The organism is Pseudomonas sp. PGPR40 (genome assembly GCF_022014505.1).
Taxonomy (GTDB): domain Bacteria; phylum Pseudomonadota; class Gammaproteobacteria; order Pseudomonadales; family Pseudomonadaceae; genus Aquipseudomonas.
In genome coordinates this window covers 64,583-83,569 of the sequence record NZ_JAKLSP010000019.1, presented here as the reverse complement: position 1 = coordinate 83,569, position 18,987 = coordinate 64,583, and the positions used below count along the sequence as shown (strand labels likewise).

Here is an 18,987-nt window from a genome sequence, read left to right as displayed (position 1 = left end):
GTTATTGCTACAAATGGCTACAAAAAGACTACGAACCCAAAGTTGCCCGGCCGTAGATGAAGTTTTCCTGAAAGACCGGGTCGCCCCCTTCGCGAGCAAGCCCGCTCCCACACTGGATCTCCATTGCTCACAGATTGTATGTCCACCGAAGATCAAATGTGGGAGCGGGCTTGCTCGCGAAAGGGCCATCACAAACACCGAAATTTCGCGAGGCACCCCGTGTTAATAAATGCGCCCCGATACAAAACTCCAAAAAAAACGCCCCGAACCAGTCGGGGCGTTTTTTCGAGGATGCGGCCTCGGTTTACAAAGTATTAGCGAACGCCTTCCTGACGCAACGCTGCCGGAGTGAAGTCAGCGGTGGAGGCAGTGAAGCCGAAGTTATACGCCGATTTCTCTTCGTTCTTCATGCCCAGTGCCAGGTAGCGGCCCGATTGCAGGTCGTACAGGGTTTCGAGGGCGTACCACGGCACTTGCTTGTCGTAGTAGTTCTCGGAGTGAGCCTCGGCGACACGCCACAGTTGCCCGCGACCGTCGTAGTGGTCGACCACTGCCGCCTGCCAGGTGTCTTCGTCGATGTAGAAGTCACGTTTGGCGTAGATGTGACGCTGACCTTCCTTCAGGGTCGCGACCACATGCCAGACCCGACGCAGCTCATAGCGAGCCAGATCCTGGTTGATATGGCCGGCCTTGATGATGTCGGCGTACTTCAGTTTCGGATCATCGAGCTTGTAGCTGTCGGACGCGATGTACATCTCTTTCTTGCCTTCGAGCTTCCAGTCGTAGCGATCCGGCGCACCGTTGTACATGTCCAGGTTGTCGGAGGTACGCAGGCCATCGGCCGCGGTACCCGGTCCGTCATAGGACACTTGCGGCGCACGACGCACGCGGCGCTGCCCGGCGTTATAGACCCACGCCGAACGCGGCTCTTTAACCTGGTCGAGGGTTTCGTGCACCAACAGCACACCACCGGCCAGACGTGCCGGCGCGGTCACTTTCTGCTTGAAGTAGAACAGGATGTTGCCTGGGTTTTTCGGGTCGTAATCCTTCATCTTGTCGCGGAATACGAACTGGTCCTCGAAGTACACCAGGCTGAACGAGCCGTTCGGCTGCGGCGTGGCCTGGGTGATCAGCCGGGTCACGCTGCCGCCGCGATAACGGGTGATATGGTTCCAGATCACTTCAACGCCGCTTTTCGGAATCGGGAACGGGATCGCGGTTTCGAAGTTTTCCAGACCGTTGCCGCCGGACACCAGGTTAGTGTTGGTGGCGTTTTTCTTGATGGAGGCGAACACCTCATCCGGCACGGTGGCGCCGCGATGGGACGGGTAGACCGGCATCTTGAAGGTTTCCGGGTAGCGCTTGAACATCGCGTACTGGCCCGGCGCGAGCTTGTCCTTGTACTGGTCAACGTTTTGCGCGGTGATGGTGAACAGCGGTTTTTCACTCGCGAACGGGTCAGCCAGGAAACCTTTGCTGTCTACGGCACCGGTGTTTTTCGGCATGGGTTTCCAGGCCGGGATCGAACCGTCGGCGTTGCCCGCCATCTCGGCGCCCATCGGGGTCAGGCTCTTGCCCAGCTTGTCCGCTTCGGCCGCCGGGACCGCCGCCATGACACCGGTTGCCAGCAGCGACAGACCCAGAACGCCAACGTGGAACAGACTCTTTGTTATTTTCATAAATGTGTTCGTCCTGAAAATACAGTGCTTAGAAGTTCACGCCGAAGCTGAGCGCAACGAAGTCGCGATCATCCACAGTGGTGTACTTGCCGTCGAAGAAGTTGGTGTACGCCAGGCTCGCGGTGTAGGTGTTCTGGTATTCGGCATCGACACCCAGGCTCACCGCTTTACGACCTTCCTCGAAGTTGCCGCCAGGGCCCGGCGAGTAACCGCTCACGTCGTGGGACCAGGCCACGTTCGGCTTGAGGTTCACACCGGCGAATACGTCGTTGTATTCCCAGATGGCGCGACCGCGATAACCCCATGACATCGCCGTGGTAAAGCCATCGTCCTCGCAGTTGCGGCTGCGGTTGTTGGTAGCAGCACCTGGGCCGGCACCGTTAATGGTGCTGGTATTGAGGATCGCCGAGCAGGTGTTGAGGCCGCCGGTAGACGGCAGTTCACCAGGCCCGTAGACCGGGTCACGGCCATAACGGATGTCGGAGCTGCTTTCCAGGCCGCCAACATGGGTCACGCCCACTTCACCCACCAGGGTCAGACGGCTGGCGCCCATGACCTGATCGAAGAAGTGCGTCAGGGTGGTCTGGAACTGGGTGATTTCCTTGCGGCGATAGCCGTGCAGATCCTGGCCCGGCACGCCTTCGAGCAGCGACGCATTAGCCAGAGCGCCACCCAATGGGCGCACGCCAGAAAACAGGATGTCGGTGGAGTTGAGTTGCACCGGCGCGTTCGGACGGTAGCTGATCTCGCCGCTCCACGCCGTACCGGTAGGCAGGGTGGTAGAGAAGCTCAAGCCGTAGAGGCGGATGTCTTCCGGGTACTCGACGAAGTACTCGGAATTACCGGCGACCACTAGCGGCCCGAGTGCACGGAATGCCGGCGGCAAAGCTGCCACGCCGTTGAAGATCGATTGCGGAGCCCCGGTGGCGCTGAAAATCGGCGCACGGCTGTGGTAATTCATGAAGTAGGCGCCGAACTCGGTATCGAGCGGTTCGAACATGTACTTCAAGGACGCGCCCCACTGGCCGCTGTCCCGCGCATCACGGTCAGGACCGCGACGCACCAGCACGCCTTCTTCGTTGACGTCGACACCCGCCGCGGCCAATGGCCCCAATGCAATGGCCGGAATGGTCGAGCGCTTGTTCAGCACGCGCAGGTTGTCGGTGCAACCGTCGGCAATGATGTCCGGCTGGGAGAAGAAAGTGCCGCAGTTATCGACGACGGTCTGGTCCCATTCCAGCTGATAGAAGGCTTCGGCCGACAGATTGTCGGTCAGGCTCTGGGACACGTAGAACATGTTGACCGGGATCAGACCTTCCTTGACCTCGGCACCGGGACGACGGAACGCCGACACGTCGATCGGGTTGATCGAGTTGATGCCGCCGCCGATGAAAGTACTTTCACCCCAGCTCACAACCTGCTTGCCCAGACGCACGGAACCCGGCTGATCGGCAATGGAGTAGTTGTGGTAGACGAAGGCATCGAGAATCTGGCCGCCGGCAGACTTGGCGCCTTCCTTGCGATTTTCGTCGCTGATGTCCTTGAACTCGCGGCTTTCATCCTTGAGTTCGAAGTCATACCAGTATTTGCCCCGGACGAAGACGCCGGTGTCGCCGTATTTCAATTCAAGGTCATGGATGCCCTTGAAGATCTTCGAGAAAGTTTCGCCGCTCTTGAAGTTGTTGTGACCGTCATCGGACGTCTGGGACAGGCCGTGGCCCCCGTTATTGACGCCGATGAGGTTTTTGTTCGGGCTCTGAGTAGACCAACTGGCGCCGATCGACAGGGACGAGTCGAATTGACCTTCGATCTCACCGACGTTGAAACTGACGCCGAATGCAGGCCCGGCGAGCGAAGAGGCAAGACTGACCGCCAAGGGCAGTTTCGCCCGGCGCCAGAACTGGTTTACTGATGTCATCGACGCTACTCCATGTGCATTATTGTTATGGCTGAGTACTTTTAAAAACGTTGTGGGTGACCGGAAGCCAAGTGGTTCCGACGTCACTCCAAAGTTGCATCGCCCCGTTTTGTGCGCGCTCCGTTCTTAAAAATTCCTTGAGCGGACTATAGCCAGCAGGTAGTAGTGCTTGATCCCTCTAAAGTGTGATTTGCAGCTGCCGGCCACTCTGGAACAGTCCTTTCGCCAGTCCGACACATGTCGGCACGGCAAGGATGGCTGAAAATTCGGATTTCACAAGCCAAGCGCTTGCTTGGTGGGTCTGGCGCGCCCTTTCGGGCACGCCAGATGACGCTTAAAGCGTCGAGAGGAAGGTACTGTTGTTGGCCTGCCATTCAGTGATGTCGACGCGAATGCGCTTCTTGTCGAGTTTACCGACGCTGGTCTTGGGAATTTCAGTAACAAGGGCGATCTGGCTCGGGATGGCCCACTTGCTCAGGTGCCCCTGTTCAACGAACGGCTTGAGGTGCTCCTTGAGTTCCTTGGCCCCGATCTCATGCCCTTCCCTGACCACCAGCAGCGCAAATGGCCGCTCGCCCCACTGCGGATCGGCGATGCCCACCACTGCTACTTCACGTACCGCAGGGTGACGGCTGATCAGGTCTTCCAGGTCCAGGGAGGAGATCCACTCGCCACCGGTCTTGATCACGTCCTTGATCCGGTCGCGAATGTCGATCACGCCCATGCTGTCCAGGGTCGCCACGTCGCCAGTGTGCAGCCAGCCCCCGGCCCAGAGCTCGGCGCCTTTCTGCGGCTCGTTGAAATACCCCTCGGTGAGCCACGGTGCACGCAGCACCAATTCGCCCTGGGTCTCGCCATCGGCAGGCAGGAAATTGCCATCGGTATCGACGATTGCAGCCTCGACCAACGGCCCCGGAACACCGGCCTTGATCCGGTAGGTGGTGCGTTCGTCTTCGGTGCCGGCCATCAGCTCATCGTTGAGGTGCGCGCACGAGACCAATGGCCCGGTTTCCGACATACCGTAAGCGGCAGTCAATTGAATGCCCTTGGCCTTGGCGGCATCGTACAGCGCATGGTTGAGCGCACTGCCGCCGATAACGATTTTCCAGCCACCGAAATCGGTATTTTGCGCGGCCTTGGCATTGAGGAGCATTTGCAGAATGGTCGGCACACAGTGGGAAAAACTCACCTTTTCCTTGCGCCACAACTCCACCAGGTACTCGGGGTCGTAACGGCCGGGATAAACCTGTTTGAGCCCGAGCATGGTCGCTACATACGGCAAACCCCAGGCGTGCACATGGAACATCGGGGTGATCGGCATGTACACATCGTTGGTGCCCAGCAGACGCACGCTGTCGATGGAGCCCATGATGGTCGCCACGCCCATGGTGTGCAGCACCAATTGCCGGTGGGTGAAATACACACCTTTGGGGTTGCCGGTGGTGCCGGTGGTGTAGAACGTGGTGGCGACCGAGTTTTCGTCGAAGTCCTGGAAGTCGTACTGCGAGCTCGCGGCGGCCAGCAATTGCTCGTACTCGCCAATCAGGTTTGGCAGATCGGCGGTCTTTTCCGGCAAGTCGGTCAGCAGCAGGGTTTTCTCCACGGTGGTCAGGTGCCCGGCAATCGCCTTGTACAGCCCGACAAACTCGCTGTTGACCAGCACGAAGCGGTCCTCGGCGTGGTTCATGGTGTAGAGAATCTGCTCCGGCGACAGGCGCACGTTGATGGTGTGAATCACCGCACCGATCATCGGGATGGCAAACATGCATTCCAGGTAGCGATGGCTGTCCCAGTCCATCACTGCCACGGTATCCCCGGCTTTCACGCCGGCGGCCGTCAGCACGTTGGCCAGCCGCGCGACCCGTTCGATCAGGGTCGGATAGCTATAGCGCAATTGATCGCGGTAGATAATCTCGCGGGTTTTTTCATAACGGGCGCCGGACATCAGCAGCCGTTTAATCAACAGCGGATACTGGTAAGCGCCCTCGGCTGGGGGGATAACGCGAGTCTGCAACATAAGAGTCCCTTTTCTGACTGCACGGTCTTGGCTTTTAAAGCTAAGCACTCTAGAGCCCTTGAACGCCAGCCAAATCAGCCAAAGGGATGATTTGCACAGCCGTACGGATGCTAGCTTTGCGCCAGCATTTTCAGGGATTCGTTAGCCGTTACGCCGTTTTTCCTACGACAGCCTCGGATGGCGTTCGGGGGAAAAACACTGCTGCTACGAAGGTCAATGCTGCAAAACCCGCCAATATCAGGTAAAGGCCTACAAAACCCTGGCGCGGTTCGACGAACGAAATCAGCGGAATCGCGCTGGCACTGGCACCGAACGATAAACAGTAACGCAGCGCGAAGACTCGGGATTGCCATTGCGGTGCGACGAAGTTAGCGACCATCGCATCATTCACCGTGACCTGGCCAAACACCACGAACATGAACGCCGCGCCCAGCGCTATCACAGCCCAGCCCTCGACATAGGCCAACCCGAATAACAACGGCGCCTGGCACAGCGTCAACACTATGAACGGCCATTTCAGACTGAAACGATGCAAGACCCGTCCGATGCTCAACTGCGCCACGGCGCCGAAGGCATATGCCAGGCTGACCACGACGCCAAGGATTTGCGGCGAAGCGAACAAATCGTGCAGGCGTTCCTGAAACAGTTTCGGGTAGGTCATGGTCGTGGCGTTGAACACCACACCGCCGGTGGCGGTAGCCAAGGCCAATACGCCGAACACCATGAGCATGGAAATCCGCTGGCCAGCCGCACCTTTGAGCGGTGTGTGCGGACGCTTCGGGATGGGTTCTTCACGCACCTGAAGCGCGAAACCGATGCCCAGCACAATCGCCACCACGCCCGGCAAAATGAACGCCGAGCGCCAGCCGAGCTGCGTCACCAGCAACCCGGTGATCAGCGCCGAAAACGCCACGCCGAGGTTGCCCCACATGCCGTTGATACCGATTTCCCGGCCCCGGCTCTGTGCGTAAGCCACCAGCATCGCTGTGCCCACCGGGTGATAGATCGCGGCGAAAACCCCGATCAGCGTCAGGCCGAGTACCAACATCGGTGCGCTGCTGCTCACGCCGGTAAAAATCGCCGAGGCGCCAATGCCGAAGAAAAACACCAGCATCATTTTCCGTCGGCTCCAGTGATCCCCCAGCCAACCGGCAGGTAGCGAACAGCCGCCAAAGGCAATGAAACCGCCGAGGGACAGGTCGATCAGCGCGGCATAGTCCAGCGCGAAGGCCTGGGTCATGCCGAGAATGGCGGCCGGAAAAATAAGCATGAACATGTGATCGATCACATGGGCTGCGTTGACGTAGCGGAGGACATTTCTGGACTGGTTCATCGGGGCACGCTTTACGTTGTAGTGAGCGGCTTATGCTAAGTTGGCGAAAAAGCGTATTCCTGACAACAAAGTCATTGGATCTGACATGTTAATCAGCCATTTCCTGCACGGGCCGGTCAGCGCTTATCCGCGAGATTACGTGGACGGTGCTCACCAGCAATTGCATCAACACCGCGAAGCGCAGTTGCTGTACGCCGTTCGCGGCACCATGCGAGTGCTCACGGCACAAGGTGCCTGGGTCATTCCGCCGACCCGAGCCGTGTGGATTCCGCCACTGGTGGCGCATGAGATTTTCATGTCGGGCGAAGTACGCATGCGTTCGCTGTTCATTGCCCCCGAATTGTCGCCGCCAACGCTGCAGCAGTGCTGCGTGCTGGCCGTCACGCCGTTGCTGCGCGAGCTGATTCTGCGCGCGGTGCAAGGTCCGCAACACGCGGAAAATTCATTGATTCAGAAGTTGATGCTGGAAGAGATCGCCAGCCTGGAAAACCTTCCGCTATACATTCCGATGCCCGAGGACCGACGCCTGCTGGGCATCTGCCTGGCGCTGCTGCGCGCACCGGACCATTCCAATACCCTGGAAGACTGGGCACAACAAGTCGGCGCCAGCTCTCGAACCTTGGCGCGGTTGTTCCAGCAACAACTGAAGATGAATTTCAATGCCTGGCGTCAGCAACTGCGCCTGATGGAAGCCTTGCCGCGCCTGCTCGCCGGAGAAAGCGTGCAGAGCGTGGCGTGTGATCTGGGCTATGGCAGTGCTCGGGCGTTTAGCGCGATGTTTCGCCGTTTACTCGGGGAAAACCCTCGGGAATATCTGAACGCTTTGAACAAATTGAGCGAACTCAATCCCCCGTAGGCGTTCAGCGCGATCAATGCATTTCGGTGAACGCGAGTTTCACGCCGATGGCGATCAGCACCGCGCCCATGGTCCGGTCGAACCAGTGCCCCATGCGGGAAAAACCGGCGCGCACGCGCTGTTGGCTGAACAGCATTGCCACCAGGCAGAACCAGACAGCCGTTGCCGCTGCCAGATAAATCCCGTAACCGGCCTGTACCGCCAGTGGCGTGTGCGGGTTGATCACAACGGTGAACAACGACAGGAAAAACAGCGTGGCTTTCGGGTTCAAGCCGTTGGTCACGAAACCAGAAGTGAAGGCGCCCCGCGCGGTGCGTTCGCCGGCCTCCTGGTGCAAGTCGTCAGCCACCGGTTTAGCCGGTTGCGCGCGCAGGGCTTTATAGCCGATGTACAGCAGGTACGCGGCGGCGGCCCATTTCAAGGCGCTGAACAGCACGATCGACTGAGACACGATCAGTCCGATCCCCAGCAGCGAATAACCGACGTGCAGGAAAATCGCCGAGCCGACGCCCAACGCTGTCCAGGTCCCGGCGCGACGACCGTGGGTCACGCTCTCACGCACCACCACGGCGAAGTCCGGGCCGGGGCTGGCGACGGCCAGCAAGTGAATCAGGGCTACGGTCATGAATTCTGTCCAGTACATCGGGAGCTCCTTTTTTGGGCAGGCTGATCAATTGTGTATGTCACACCCTATGGCATCTGTGAAACCTGTGGCCACCGCCAGCCGTAATGCAATCTGTAGGAGCGAGGCTTGCCCCAATGCCAGTCAGCTAAGCGAGCAAACCGCTTTTCGTAGGAGCCAGGCTTGCCGGCGAAGGCGTCCTTGAGTGCGCTTTCGCCGGCAAGCCTGGCTCCTACAGGTCCGATTTATCCTTAACTGACTGGCATTGAGGCTTGCCCGCAAAGCAAACACCGCGGTGATTCTGCTGCACCGCGTTATCGTTCTTCGCGGGCAAGCCTCGCTCCTACAATGAACGCAGCCTTCGGCAGCAGTTTCATCTGGTAGGCTCGGCAGATTACGCCTTCGGTTCAATGCACAAAAGGTACAGTTGATGACGAACTCTCGCCGCGCCGTTTTCCTCGACCATCCGTCCCTGGATCTCGGCGATCTCGACCTCAGCCCGCTACGCGAGTGCTTCAGCGACTTGCAGCTGTTCGCCCAGACCACGCCTGAGCAGGTGATCGAACGCCTCAAAGGGGTCACTGTCGCCATCAGCAACAAAATCCTGATCGATGCGGCCGCCATGGCGGCCAGTCCCGAGTTGAAGCTGATCCTGATCACCGCCACCGGCACCAATAACGTCGACCTCGCCGCCGCCCGCGCCCACGGAATCACTGTCTGCAACTGCCAGGGTTACGGCACGCCATCGGTGGCACAGCACACGATCATGTTGTTGCTGAACCTGGCGACGCGCCTGGCCGATTATCAAAAAGCGGTCGCCGAAGGTCGCTGGCAACAAGCGAAACAGTTCTGCCTGCTCGATTATCCGATCGTCGAACTCGAAGGCAAAACCCTCGGTCTGCTCGGTCACGGTGAACTGGGCAGTGCCGTGGCGCGGTTGGCCGAGGCGTTCGGCATGCGCGTATTGCTGGGGCAGATTCCGGGGCGCCCTGCCCGGCCGGATCGCTTGCCGCTCAATGAACTGCTACCGCAAATCGACGCCCTGACCCTGCACTGCCCGCTCAACGAACACACCCGCCACTTCATCGGTGCCCGTGAACTGGCCTCGATGAAACCCGGTGCTTTCGTGGTCAACACCGCGCGTGGTGGTTTGATTGACGAACAGGCATTGGCCGACGCCCTGCGCAACGGTCACTTGGGCGGCGCGGCCACCGACGTGCTGAGCGTCGAACCACCGAGCGCCGGCAATCCGCTGTTGGCTCAAGACATTCCACGGCTGATCGTCACTCCGCACAATGCCTGGGGCAGTCGCGAGGCGCGGCAGCGGATTGTGGGTCAGTTGACGGAAAACGCTCAGGCTTATTTCAGCGGTAAAGCGCTGCGGGTCGTCAGTTGATAAACTGCGGCACTTTTTTTCAAGGAGCAGAGTATGGATCCGCGCAGTGAAGTACTGCTTCGTCAGGCCGAGTTATTCCAGGGTTCGGTGCTGCTGGCCGGTTTGCCCGCCGATGATTTGTTGGGCCGCTTGCCCGATGCCCACGGCTGGTGCTGGCATGCTGGCGATCAAGCGGCGCTGGACGCCCGTTTCGCCGAGCGCAGCCATTTCGGCGTGAATGCGCCGGAGCGTGAGTTCGACAGCGCCGTGGTGTTTCTGCCCAAGTCCAAAGACCTGACCGACTACATCCTCAACGCCCTCGCCTCTCGTTTGGCCGGTCGTGAGTTGTACCTGGTGGGTGAGAAACGCAGCGGCATCGAAGGCGCAGCCAAGCAACTGAACCCCTTCGGCAAACCCCGCAAGCTCGACAGCGCACGGCATTGCCAGCTCTGGCAGGTCACTGTGGCCAATGCCCCAGAAGCCAAGTCGCTGGAAAGCCTGGCCCAGACCTACGAACTGCCGTTGGCCGAAGGCCCATTGAAAGTCATCAGCCTGCCGGGCGTATTCAGCCACGGTCGACTGGATCGCGGCAGTGCCCTGCTGCTGGAGCATCTGGACAAACTGCCCAGCGGCCACTTGCTGGACTTCGGTTGCGGCGCGGGGGTGTTGGGGGCGGCGGTCAAGCGGCGTTACCCACACAACCAGGTCACCCTGCTCGATGTGGACGCATTTGCTGCCGCCAGCAGTCGCCTGACCCTGGCTGCCAACGGCCTGGAAGCAGAGGTGATGACCGGTGACGGCATCGATGCCGCGCCCATGGGTTTGAGCGCGATTCTGAGCAACCCACCGTTCCACGTCGGCGTACACACCGACTACTTCGCCACCGAGAACTTGCTGCGAAAAGCGGCAAAACATCTGAAAAACGGCGGCGAACTTCGATTGGTAGCGAATAGCTTCCTGAAGTATCAGCCGCTGATCGAAGAGCATTTGGGCGCGTGTGCGATCAAGGCTGAAGGGCAGGGTTTCCGAATCTACCGGGCCAAGCGCGGCTGAAGAACTTTTGAAGAACAAATCGGCCCGTAGGAGCCAGGATTGCCTCAATGCCAGTCAGTTAAGCGAAACTCCTGTAGGAGCGAGCTTGCTCGCGAAGACGTCGGGTCAGTCAACATTGATGTCGCCTGACTTACCGCTTTCGCGAGCAAGCTCGCTCCTACAGGGTCTCGCGGCTTAACTGACAGGCATTGAGGCTTGCCCGCGAAGGCGCGCTCTTAAGAATGCCTTCGCCGGCAAGCCTGGCTCCTACGAAAAGGCATTAGGGCTTGCCCAATCGGATTTGCCTAGGCAGAATCCGCTCCGTCCTAGGGGAGTAGTCTCCCACGAGCGCCATGCTCGTCCGGCATACGTCAACATACTTGGTCCTCAGACCATGGCGTATGCGACCCAAGCGTCCGCACAGACGGATCGCAGGGTTTGACAAGACCTATGACACGAACACCTTACCCGGGGCGGGAAGGCTGTACGTGTCATAGCCGTGTCGACCCGCCCCTTAGGAAAACCCTGATGATGCTGGACTCTCTACTCGTTCCCACCGCAATCGTTGCCTTGGCCGAAATCGGCGACAAGACGCAACTGCTCGCGCTCATTCTCGCTGCCCGCTTTCGCAAACCCTGGCCGATCATCGCCGGCATCGTCGCCGCGACCCTGGCCAACCACGCGGCAGCCGGTGCGGTAGGCGCCTGGTTCGGCAGTTTCTTCTCGAATGCGACGTTGCACTGGATCCTCGCCGCGAGCTTCGCCGCCACCGCGCTGTGGACCCTGGTGCCGGACAAGATGGACGAAGACGAAGCCAGCACCGCCCGCAAATTCGGGCCGTTCCTGACTACATTGATTGCATTCTTTCTTGCGGAAATGGGCGACAAGACCCAAGTCGCAACCGTGATGCTCGCCGCGCAATACCCGGATCTGTGGCTGGTGATCATCGGCACCACCGCCGGGATGTTGATTGCCAACGTGCCGGTGGTACTGGCAGGTAACTTTGCGGCGGACAAACTGCCCTTGACCCTGATCCGTCGCCTGGCGGCGTCGGCGTTCCTGATCCTGGCGATTGTTGCGGTGTACACGGCGATGGAGAGCAGTGGGTGGGTTTGACGCGGTAGGTCAGTAGCAACGTGTCATCGTTCTTCGCGAGCAAGCCCGCTCCCACATTTGATCGGTGTGAACACAAGTTTTGTGTACACCAAAAATTCACTGTGGGAGCGGGCTTGCTCGCGAAGGCGTCAGTAGCCTCACCCGATAATTATCAGGATTTCGGCGCTTTCTCGTACAACGGCATCACTTTAGGAATCGCCGCCTGCAAGGCAGCAATCCGACTGGCCGATGCCGGGTGAGTGCTCAAGAACTCTGGCGGCGCGCCATTCGAGGCTTTGCTCATCTTGTTCCACAGGGTGATCGCCGCGTTCGGGTTGTACCCGGCGCGGGCAGCCAATTCGAGGCCGATCAAGTCTGCCTCGTTTTCATTGCCTCGACTGTTGGGCAAGGTCATGCCGTATTGGGCTACGGTGTCCGCCAGGGCCAAGCCGCCCTCGCCCAGACCGAACAACGCACCGGCGCCCTGCTTGGCCATTTCGATACCGTAAGCCTTGGACATCGCTTCGCGACCGTGCTCGCGCAAGGCGTGAGCGATTTCATGGCCGATGATGGCGGCGATTTCGTCGTCGGTGAGTTGCAGCTTGTCGATCAGCCCGGAGTAGAAAATGATCTTGCCGCCAGGCCCGCAGGAGGCATTCAGATCGTCGCTCTTGATCAGATTCACTTCCCACTGCCACTGGGCCGAATCCGGACGGAACACCGGCGCCTGGGCAATCAGCCGCTTGGAGATCGCCTGAACACGCTTGGCATCGTTACTGGTTTGGTCCAGCACGCCTTTGCTACTCGCCTCCCCGACGGTCTTTTGATAAGACTGGGCGTACATCTGGTTGACCTCGGCGGTCGATAACATGCTGAACATGTACTGCTTGCGCTCAACCCCTACGGCACCACTGCTGGTGGTGTTGACCGACTGACAACCGGCGAGCAGCAGACCTGCGCTCAGTGCACACAAAACCAATGTCTTATTCATCAAGAAGCTCCCTGGAAACATGCCGCGTATCCTAGGTGGGGATTTGTATCGGCGCCAGATACAACGGACGTGTAACACGTACATTTCAGACAAAGCCCCGTAGGAAAAAATTCACATAACAGCGCCCGCCACGGCCGATCACGGTCAGCAATGATTCATTTACGACATCCAGCACTCCAAAACAGCCAATTCGTCATGCGTCGTTCATGACCCTCCGCCACCCTGCCGATACAGCACCGCAGACGTCCTCTTGCGTGCGGAGCACCCATGAAATTCAAGTCGATCCAGTTTTCCGTTGCCGCCCTGGCCGGCGCCATTGTGCTCAGCGTCGTTGCAGCCCTGGTGCTGTACGCGCTGTTTTCCGGCGCCCGGACCCAAGACATGGTCCAGCAACGGACTCAGGCGCAGTTCGAGCAAGTCATCGAACAACGCCTGACGTCGCTAGCGCAAACCCAGGTCAGCCAGATCCAGCGCGAACTCGAAGCACCGCTGCTGATCGCCGGCGGGCTGGTGCGGGTGAACGCGTTGATCGGTACCCCGGGCGCCGATGGCCAGCCACAGTTGAGCCTGAGCCGTGAGCAACTGATTAGCCTGATCAAGGAAAACGTCGCCCGGAACCCGAAAATTCTCGGCACCTACATCGGTTGGGAAAAAAACGCCCTCGACCACAACGATGCGGCCTACGTCGACACCCCAGTGGTCGGCATCGACGCCAGCAACGGGCGCTTCCTGCCGTGGTGGTTCCGCAACGAAGACGGCAGCCTGGGGCTGGACAAACTGGTGGACGTCGACGACCAGAAAACACTCTCCACCGGCGTGCGCGCCAGCGAGTACTACCTGTGCTCCAAGGAAACCAAAAAATCCTGCGTGATCGATCCGGCGCCCTACAAGGTGGGCGACAAGATCGTCATGCTCGCCTCTTTCATTGAACCGATCATGCTCAACGGCGCGTTCCAAGGCATCGTCGGCGCCGACCTGTCGGTGAACTTCATCCAGGAAATGCTCCTGGGGGCGAATCAGAAACTGTACAGCGGCGCTGGGGAAATGGCGTTGATCGGTGGTAACGGCCGGATCGTCGCCTACACCAAGGACCCGAGCAAATTCGGCGAAAAGGTCAGTGACATTCTCGACAGCAAACAGATTGCCAACATGGCCAATCTCAAGCGCGGCGAAGTGACTTACACCGTCGACAAGGCCCAGGGCCGGATCGAGTTGTACCTGCCCTTCGGCATCGGTCAGACCGACGCCCGCTGGACCTTGATGCTGCAATTGCCGCTGAACGCGGTGATGGCCGATCTGCAAAAACTTCAGGGTGATCTGGACGCACAGCGCAAATCCGACACCTTTGGCATGGCCATGGTCGGCCTGTTGATCGCTGGTATCGGTTTGTTGGTGATCTGGCTGGTGGGCCACGGCATTGCTCGCCCACTCAAGCAAATGGTCGCGATGCTCGACGACATTGCCCAGGGCGAAGGCGATCTGACCCGTCGTCTGAGCAGCGACCGCGCCGACGAATTGGGCTCGATCGCCAAAGGCTTCAACACCTTCCTCGCCAAGTTGCAGGCGATGATCACGCAAGTGGTGACGTCGGTGCAGAGCGTCAGCGACTCATCGGAACACACCGCCGACATCGCCATTCGCACCAACATCGGCGTGCACAAACAAATGGCCGAGATCGATCAGGTCGCGACCGCCGTGCATGAAATGACCGCCACCGCCCAGGATGTCGCGCGCAATGCGACCCAGGCCGCGCAAGCCGCCAGCCATGCGGATCAGGCAGCGGTGCAGGGCATGCAAATCGTCCGTGACACCTCGAACTCGATCGGCGTGCTGGCGGTGGAAATCGGCAAAGCCGTCGGCGTGGTGCAGACCCTGGCCAAGGACAGCGAAAACATCAATGCGATCCTGACGGCCATTCGCGGCATCGCCGAGCAGACCAATCTATTGGCCTTGAACGCCGCCATCGAAGCCGCCCGTGCCGGTGAGCAGGGTCGTGGGTTTGCAGTGGTGGCCGATGAAGTGCGCAACCTGGCGCAGAAAACCCAGAAGGCCACTGAAGAAATCCAGACCATGATCCAGCATCTGCAGCAAGGCACCCGCGATGTGGTGCGGGTCATGGAAGACAGCCAGAACCGCACCGACGAAAGCGTGCAACACGCGGCAAAAGCGGCCGAAGCGCTGGAGACCATTACGCAGGCGGTGTCGGTGATCAACGACATGAACACCCAGATCGCCAGCGCGGCCGAGGAACAGAGCGCGGTGGCGGACGACATCAACCGTAACGTGATCAATATCGGGCAAGTGGCCAATGAAGTGGCCGGCGGAGCGGATGAATCGAGCGCGGCCAGTGCGGACTTGACCAAGTTGGCGGAACAGCAACGGCGGTTGATCAATCAGTTCAAGGTTTGATCATAGGGCCCCTTCGCGAGCAAGCCCGCTCCCACATTTGATCTCCGGTGGATACGAAATCCGCGAATGATGGAGATCCAGTGTGGGAGCGGGCTTGCTCGCGAAGGCGTCAGCACAGACAACTTCATCAACCCGGCGTCAAACACTCCGGCCCATTGAGCTTTGGATCGTTCACCAGGTTCGCCAGCACCCGTTCACGCAAGGCCGCGGGTTCGCTGGCCAGCAGCGCCTGCAGGGTATGCAACGGGGTTTCGGGGTTGAGCCAGGCTTCTTGCCCCGCCGCGTCGAGAATCAACGGTCGACGCTGACTCGAGGCCGGTTGGGTGATTACCGCCGTGCTCAACCATACCTGCTCCTGCACTGGATACGCCTCCCAGATCGCCGCGAAAAACAGCGCCGAGCCCTCCCCCGGAGTCAGCCAGTAAGGACGTTTGCGGGTGGTGCCGCGCCATTCGTAAAAACCATTGGCCGGCAGCAGGCAACGACGCAGGCGCAAGGCTTCGCGAAACATCGGCTGCTCGGCAACGGTTTCGGCGCGGGCATGCGCCGGGGTGCGGGACAGGTCAGTCAGCCACGGCGGCGTCAGACCCCAGCGAGCACGGGCCAACTCACGCTGCCCGTCTGCGCCGGCACGCAGCATCAACACCGAATCGTTGGGAGAGATATTCCACTGGGCCTGCTGATCGGCGGGGAATCCGGGCAGGGCCGCGAAGGCGGGGTTCCAGCGAAACAGGGCATAACGTCCACACATGGGGCAATACGACTCTTGATCAAACGAACGTCAGCCTAACAGACCAGCGTGCCGGGAAAACTGTCCGGTTCATCGCCGGACAGCGGCAGTGCGGCATTGTACGCGGTGATCAACTCTCGGGCGTATTGCGCCTGATCGTTATCGACCGATAAGCCCAGCAGGCCGAACATGGGCAATTCACCAGTGCCGCCGATCAAATCCCGGCCTTCCAGATGCGCTTCGATGCCCTCGCTGGCGAGCATGCTCTGCAGCAATTCACCTTCCATCAGGTTTTCCGGTTCGTAGATTCGCTGCATATACACCCCTCACTCGTTTTCGCTGAAAACTTCGAGATGCCATTCCTCGCCGTGAACCTGCAACACAAACGTAACCGGCCGACAACACACCTGACAGTCCTCGATATAGGTCTGATCGCCTCCTGACAGGTCTACAGAAGTCTCAATCACTTCACCACAATACGGACATTCATACTGCGCAGTTTCCAGCATCGCGGTCTCCCAGGTGACTTGTGCGTATAATCGCCGGTCTATTTGCAGGGCTATTTTTGTCTGGCTAACTTTTCAGACCGTGCCCCGTTGGTTTTCGATCAAAACCTTTACTTACCCTAGCCGTTTCTAACAAGAGAGCATGATGGGCGAATTCGATGCCATCCGACCTTACGACGACAGCGAAGTCCCAGCGGTGCTGGCACGGCTGCTCGGCGACAAGGCGCTTCTAGATATCCTCATCCACTTCCGCTTCCCGCGTTATGCCGGTGCCTTCGGCTGGATGCTCAAACCTCTTATAGCTCATCGGCTGCGCCGTGAGTTCGCCAGCGTCAATTCGGTGGCCACATTGCAAGACAAGGTCGAAGTTTACGTCGACCACACCATCGAGCGTGCCACGGACGGTGTGACGTACACCGGCGTGGAGCAATTCAAATCCGGCAGCGCCTACCTGTTCATCGCCAACCACCGCGACATCGTGATGGACCCGGCCTTCGTCAACTACGCCGTGTACCACGCTGGGCTGCCGACCCCGCGCATTGCCATTGGTGACAACTTGCTGCAAAAGCCTTTTGTCAGCGATTTGATGCGCCTGAACAAGAGTTTCATCGTGCACCGTTCGATCACCGGCCGCCGGGAAAAAATGGCGGCGTATCAGCTGTTGTCGGCGTACATCAACCACTCGATCCGCAACGACTGCGCCTCGATCTGGATCGCCCAGGCTGAAGGACGGGCCAAGGACGGCGACGACCGCACCGAGTCGGCGATCCTCAAGATGTTCCACATGAGCCGCAAAGACGAGCCGTTCGGCGAAGTCATCCGCTCGCTGAACCTCACTCCGGTGTCGATCAGCTACGAATATGATCCGTGCGACCAGGCCAAGGCCCGCGAGTTGTACATCCGCGCCACCACCGGGAGCTACACCAAGGCGCCGGGCGAGGATGACGTGAGCATCGCCAAAGGCATCACCGGTTACAAAGGCCGGGTCCACGTGAACTTCGCCGCGCCGATCACCGAACTGTTCGAAGACACCAAGCAATTGGCGATCGAAATGGACAAACAGATCCTCGGCGGCTACCGGTTGTTCCCGGTGCATTACCTGGCGTATGCGCAGTGGAAAGACGCCGACCCGCAATTGCCGGTGCCGAAAGCGGCCGAGGTGTTTGCGGCTGATGAACTGACCAAGGCCCAGGAAGAATGGCAGCGTCGCCTTGATGCTTGCCCTGAAGAGCATCGTCCGTTTCTGGTGCTGCAATATGCGACGCCGGTGCGCAATCAGTACCGGGTCAAGGCCGGGTTGCCGCTGTAAGGCAATGGGCTGGATACGACAACGGCGCCTTCGGGCGCCGTTTTTGTTTGTCTTGATGCGACAGGACAGTCAGGCACCTGTGGCGGATCTTCAGACGCGGGTGCTGATCCACGACACCAGCAACGCCATCCCGAGACAGGCGAAACCGAAGCGGTAGAAAAACCGGTTCATGCGCAGGGTCGCCCAATCCAGCGTTGGCTCTTCACTGGGACGACTTTCGCGTTGCGCCTGAATACTCGCCATGGCGCGCTGTTCGCGACGACGGGTGGCGTGCAATAACCAGCCGCCCGGGAAGGCTAACAGCAAGGCCAGCAAGTTGATCAATTTGGCGGGATGAGCAGTAAAGAGCGAAATCAGCGACATCACAAACCTCAGGCAAAACCAGTGTGGCAGACGCCAACCGACGACCGCGGCGCGGATTCTACCGAAAGCGCTCCGGCCTGCCCCGGCTTTCCGACAAATAACGAAACCATTTAGCCGATTGCTGTCCTGTGTCACGACGCCGTCATCTGAATCCGCCAGTCTGTCGCCCCTCAAAACCGACACGGATTACGTCATGCTCCACGCCGAAAACCAGGATCGCCTCTACCTCATTGCTCAAAGCGACGAACAACAAACCTTAGTCGGCAGCCTTGCCTTCAATGTTCAAGACCGGCATTGGCTGGTGTATTGCGCGCTGGGCGGGCATCAACATGCGGATTTGCCAGAGGCGGATTTGCTGACGGGGGTGAGTGTTCTGGATTTTTATTCGGAGGCGGCTTGAGCGGTCGTGCCCTGTAGGAGCGTGGCTTGCCCTAATGCCAGTCAGTTAAAACACGGAACACTGTAGGAGCGAGCTTGCTCGCGAAAGCGGTCTATCAGGCGACATCAATATTGACTGTGCTGCCGTCTTCGCGAGCAAGCTCGCTCCTACAAGGTTGCGTTTAACTGACTGGCATTAAGGCAAGCCCGCGAAGGCTTTCTCACATTCAACGTGGATGTTGTCTAACACACCGCCATCGCGGGCAAGCCTCGCTCCTACAGGTGAATAGTGAGCAGGTTCGTTTCCACAATGAATCTGCGGGCACAAAAAAACCCGGTGCCATCACTGACACCGGGTTCTTTAAACAAGCCGC

The 18,987-nt window shown here is 59.3% G+C and carries 17 protein-coding genes, 1 pseudogene and 1 riboswitch; of the genes and pseudogenes, 8 read left to right on the top strand and 10 right to left on the bottom strand.

The features are described 5' to 3' along the window. Window positions 1–314: 314 nt before the first annotated feature. From MEB48_RS17355 to MEB48_RS17340, 4 genes are all read right to left on the bottom strand, one after another. Window positions 315–1,679: a DUF1329 domain-containing protein gene (locus MEB48_RS17355; protein ID WP_237885280.1), complete on the bottom strand. Its 1,365-nt coding sequence runs from the start codon at window positions 1,677–1,679 to the stop codon at window positions 315–317. 28 nt (window positions 1,680–1,707) lie between these two features. Continuing rightward, window positions 1,708–3,597: a DUF1302 domain-containing protein gene (locus MEB48_RS17350; RefSeq protein ID WP_237885279.1), complete on the bottom strand. Its 1,890-nt coding sequence runs from the start codon at window positions 3,595–3,597 to the stop codon at window positions 1,708–1,710. 334 nt (window positions 3,598–3,931) lie between these two features. After that, the gene (locus tag MEB48_RS17345; RefSeq protein ID WP_237885278.1) at window positions 3,932–5,614 is read right to left on the bottom strand and encodes a fatty acid--CoA ligase; all 1,683 of its coding nucleotides are present in this window, start codon (window positions 5,612–5,614) and stop codon (window positions 3,932–3,934) included. A gap of 148 nt (window positions 5,615–5,762) precedes the next feature. Beyond that, on the bottom strand, window positions 5,763–6,947 hold the full coding sequence (locus MEB48_RS17340) for an MFS transporter (protein WP_237885277.1): 1,185 nt from the start codon (window positions 6,945–6,947) through the stop codon (window positions 5,763–5,765). An 85-nt stretch (window positions 6,948–7,032) separates the two neighbouring features. On the opposite strand from MEB48_RS17340, the gene MEB48_RS17335 reads away from it, so the two are divergent. Beyond that, window positions 7,033–7,803 carry an AraC family transcriptional regulator gene (locus MEB48_RS17335; protein WP_237885276.1) on the top strand — a complete coding sequence of 257 codons (771 nt, stop codon included), beginning with the start codon at window positions 7,033–7,035 and terminating at the stop codon, window positions 7,801–7,803. A 13-nt stretch (window positions 7,804–7,816) separates the two neighbouring features. Here the strand turns inward: MEB48_RS17335 and MEB48_RS17330 are convergent, their stop codons facing one another. After that, on the bottom strand, window positions 7,817–8,446 hold the full coding sequence (locus tag MEB48_RS17330) for a LysE family translocator (protein WP_237885275.1): 630 nt from the start codon (window positions 8,444–8,446) through the stop codon (window positions 7,817–7,819). A gap of 409 nt (window positions 8,447–8,855) precedes the next feature. Here MEB48_RS17330 and MEB48_RS17325 point away from each other — a divergent pair, with 409 nt between their 5' ends. The 3 genes from MEB48_RS17325 to MEB48_RS17315 all read left to right on the top strand — a co-directional run bounded on the left by MEB48_RS17325 (window position 8,856) and on the right by MEB48_RS17315 (window position 11,948). Next, entirely contained in the window at window positions 8,856–9,821 is a 966-nt protein-coding gene (locus tag MEB48_RS17325; RefSeq protein WP_237885274.1) for a 2-hydroxyacid dehydrogenase, read from the top strand. 33 nt (window positions 9,822–9,854) lie between these two features. Then, on the top strand, window positions 9,855–10,853 hold the full coding sequence (locus MEB48_RS17320) for a class I SAM-dependent methyltransferase (RefSeq protein WP_237885273.1): 999 nt from the start codon (window positions 9,855–9,857) through the stop codon (window positions 10,851–10,853). Window positions 10,854–11,148: 295 nt separating this feature from the next. Continuing rightward, window positions 11,149–11,272: riboswitch (yybP-ykoY riboswitch) on the top strand. Between the two features lie 91 nt (window positions 11,273–11,363). Beyond that, the gene (locus MEB48_RS17315; RefSeq protein ID WP_237885323.1) at window positions 11,364–11,948 is read left to right on the top strand and encodes a TMEM165/GDT1 family protein; all 585 of its coding nucleotides are present in this window, start codon (window positions 11,364–11,366) and stop codon (window positions 11,946–11,948) included. A gap of 151 nt (window positions 11,949–12,099) precedes the next feature. Here the strand turns inward: MEB48_RS17315 and MEB48_RS17310 are convergent, their stop codons facing one another. Beyond that, window positions 12,100–12,918: a M48 family metallopeptidase gene (locus MEB48_RS17310; protein WP_237885272.1), complete on the bottom strand. Its 819-nt coding sequence runs from the start codon at window positions 12,916–12,918 to the stop codon at window positions 12,100–12,102. Between the two features lie 267 nt (window positions 12,919–13,185). Between MEB48_RS17310 and MEB48_RS29435 the strand changes: the two are divergent. Next, window positions 13,186–14,472, top strand: a pseudogene (locus tag MEB48_RS29435) (HAMP domain-containing protein); the annotation flags it as partial. A gap of 12 nt (window positions 14,473–14,484) precedes the next feature. Beyond that, complete coding sequence (locus MEB48_RS29430) at window positions 14,485–15,327, top strand: methyl-accepting chemotaxis protein (protein WP_442969103.1); 843 nt, start codon at window positions 14,485–14,487, stop codon at window positions 15,325–15,327. A gap of 127 nt (window positions 15,328–15,454) precedes the next feature. Here the strand turns inward: MEB48_RS29430 and MEB48_RS17300 are convergent, their stop codons facing one another. The 3 genes from MEB48_RS17300 to MEB48_RS17290 are packed head-to-tail and all read right to left on the bottom strand — an operon-like array spanning window position 15,455 to window position 16,566. Beyond that, window positions 15,455–16,078 carry an SOS response-associated peptidase gene (locus tag MEB48_RS17300; protein ID WP_237885270.1) on the bottom strand — a complete coding sequence of 208 codons (624 nt, stop codon included), beginning with the start codon at window positions 16,076–16,078 and terminating at the stop codon, window positions 15,455–15,457. 35 nt (window positions 16,079–16,113) lie between these two features. After that, window positions 16,114–16,374, bottom strand: a complete 261-nt coding sequence (locus tag MEB48_RS17295) for a putative signal transducing protein (protein ID WP_237885269.1) — start codon at window positions 16,372–16,374, stop codon at window positions 16,114–16,116. 9 nt (window positions 16,375–16,383) lie between these two features. Next, window positions 16,384–16,566: a CPXCG motif-containing cysteine-rich protein gene (locus MEB48_RS17290; RefSeq protein WP_237885268.1), complete on the bottom strand. Its 183-nt coding sequence runs from the start codon at window positions 16,564–16,566 to the stop codon at window positions 16,384–16,386. Between the two features lie 142 nt (window positions 16,567–16,708). On the opposite strand from MEB48_RS17290, the gene MEB48_RS17285 reads away from it, so the two are divergent. Next, window positions 16,709–17,872: a 1-acyl-sn-glycerol-3-phosphate acyltransferase gene (locus MEB48_RS17285; RefSeq protein ID WP_237885267.1), complete on the top strand. Its 1,164-nt coding sequence runs from the start codon at window positions 16,709–16,711 to the stop codon at window positions 17,870–17,872. A 90-nt stretch (window positions 17,873–17,962) separates the two neighbouring features. Here the strand turns inward: MEB48_RS17285 and MEB48_RS17280 are convergent, their stop codons facing one another. Then, complete coding sequence (locus MEB48_RS17280; protein ID WP_237885266.1) at window positions 17,963–18,235, bottom strand: hypothetical protein; 273 nt, start codon at window positions 18,233–18,235, stop codon at window positions 17,963–17,965. A gap of 193 nt (window positions 18,236–18,428) precedes the next feature. Here MEB48_RS17280 and MEB48_RS17275 point away from each other — a divergent pair, with 193 nt between their 5' ends. After that, window positions 18,429–18,635 (top strand): hypothetical protein, encoded by a 207-nt coding sequence (locus MEB48_RS17275; protein ID WP_030129737.1) that lies wholly within the window; start codon window positions 18,429–18,431, stop codon window positions 18,633–18,635. Window positions 18,636–18,987 lie beyond the last annotated feature (352 nt).

Bases quoted from the DNA above. Each gene is read 5' to 3' on its own strand.
- MEB48_RS17355 (WP_237885280.1), bottom strand. From the start codon at position 1,679: ATGAAAATAACAAAGAGTCTGTTCCACGTTGGCGTTCTGGGTCTGTCG.
- MEB48_RS17350 (WP_237885279.1), bottom strand. From the start codon at position 3,597: ATGACATCAGTAAACCAGTTCTGGCGCCGGGCGAAACTGCCCTTGGCG.
- MEB48_RS17345 (WP_237885278.1), bottom strand. From the start codon at position 5,614: ATGTTGCAGACTCGCGTTATCCCCCCAGCCGAGGGCGCTTACCAGTAT.
- MEB48_RS17340 (WP_237885277.1), bottom strand. From the start codon at position 6,947: ATGAACCAGTCCAGAAATGTCCTCCGCTACGTCAACGCAGCCCATGTG.
- MEB48_RS17335 (WP_237885276.1), top strand. From the start codon at position 7,033: ATGTTAATCAGCCATTTCCTGCACGGGCCGGTCAGCGCTTATCCGCGA.
- MEB48_RS17330 (WP_237885275.1), bottom strand. From the start codon at position 8,446: ATGTACTGGACAGAATTCATGACCGTAGCCCTGATTCACTTGCTGGCC.
- MEB48_RS17325 (WP_237885274.1), top strand. From the start codon at position 8,856: ATGACGAACTCTCGCCGCGCCGTTTTCCTCGACCATCCGTCCCTGGAT.
- MEB48_RS17320 (WP_237885273.1), top strand. From the start codon at position 9,855: ATGGATCCGCGCAGTGAAGTACTGCTTCGTCAGGCCGAGTTATTCCAG.
- MEB48_RS17315 (WP_237885323.1), top strand. From the start codon at position 11,364: ATGCTGGACTCTCTACTCGTTCCCACCGCAATCGTTGCCTTGGCCGAA.
- MEB48_RS17310 (WP_237885272.1), bottom strand. From the start codon at position 12,918: ATGAATAAGACATTGGTTTTGTGTGCACTGAGCGCAGGTCTGCTGCTC.
- MEB48_RS29430 (WP_442969103.1), top strand. From the start codon at position 14,485: ATGATCACGCAAGTGGTGACGTCGGTGCAGAGCGTCAGCGACTCATCG.
- MEB48_RS17300 (WP_237885270.1), bottom strand. From the start codon at position 16,078: ATGTGTGGACGTTATGCCCTGTTTCGCTGGAACCCCGCCTTCGCGGCC.
- MEB48_RS17295 (WP_237885269.1), bottom strand. From the start codon at position 16,374: ATGCAGCGAATCTACGAACCGGAAAACCTGATGGAAGGTGAATTGCTG.
- MEB48_RS17290 (WP_237885268.1), bottom strand. From the start codon at position 16,566: ATGCTGGAAACTGCGCAGTATGAATGTCCGTATTGTGGTGAAGTGATT.
- MEB48_RS17285 (WP_237885267.1), top strand. From the start codon at position 16,709: ATGGGCGAATTCGATGCCATCCGACCTTACGACGACAGCGAAGTCCCA.
- MEB48_RS17280 (WP_237885266.1), bottom strand. From the start codon at position 18,235: ATGTCGCTGATTTCGCTCTTTACTGCTCATCCCGCCAAATTGATCAAC.
- MEB48_RS17275 (WP_030129737.1), top strand. From the start codon at position 18,429: ATGCTCCACGCCGAAAACCAGGATCGCCTCTACCTCATTGCTCAAAGC.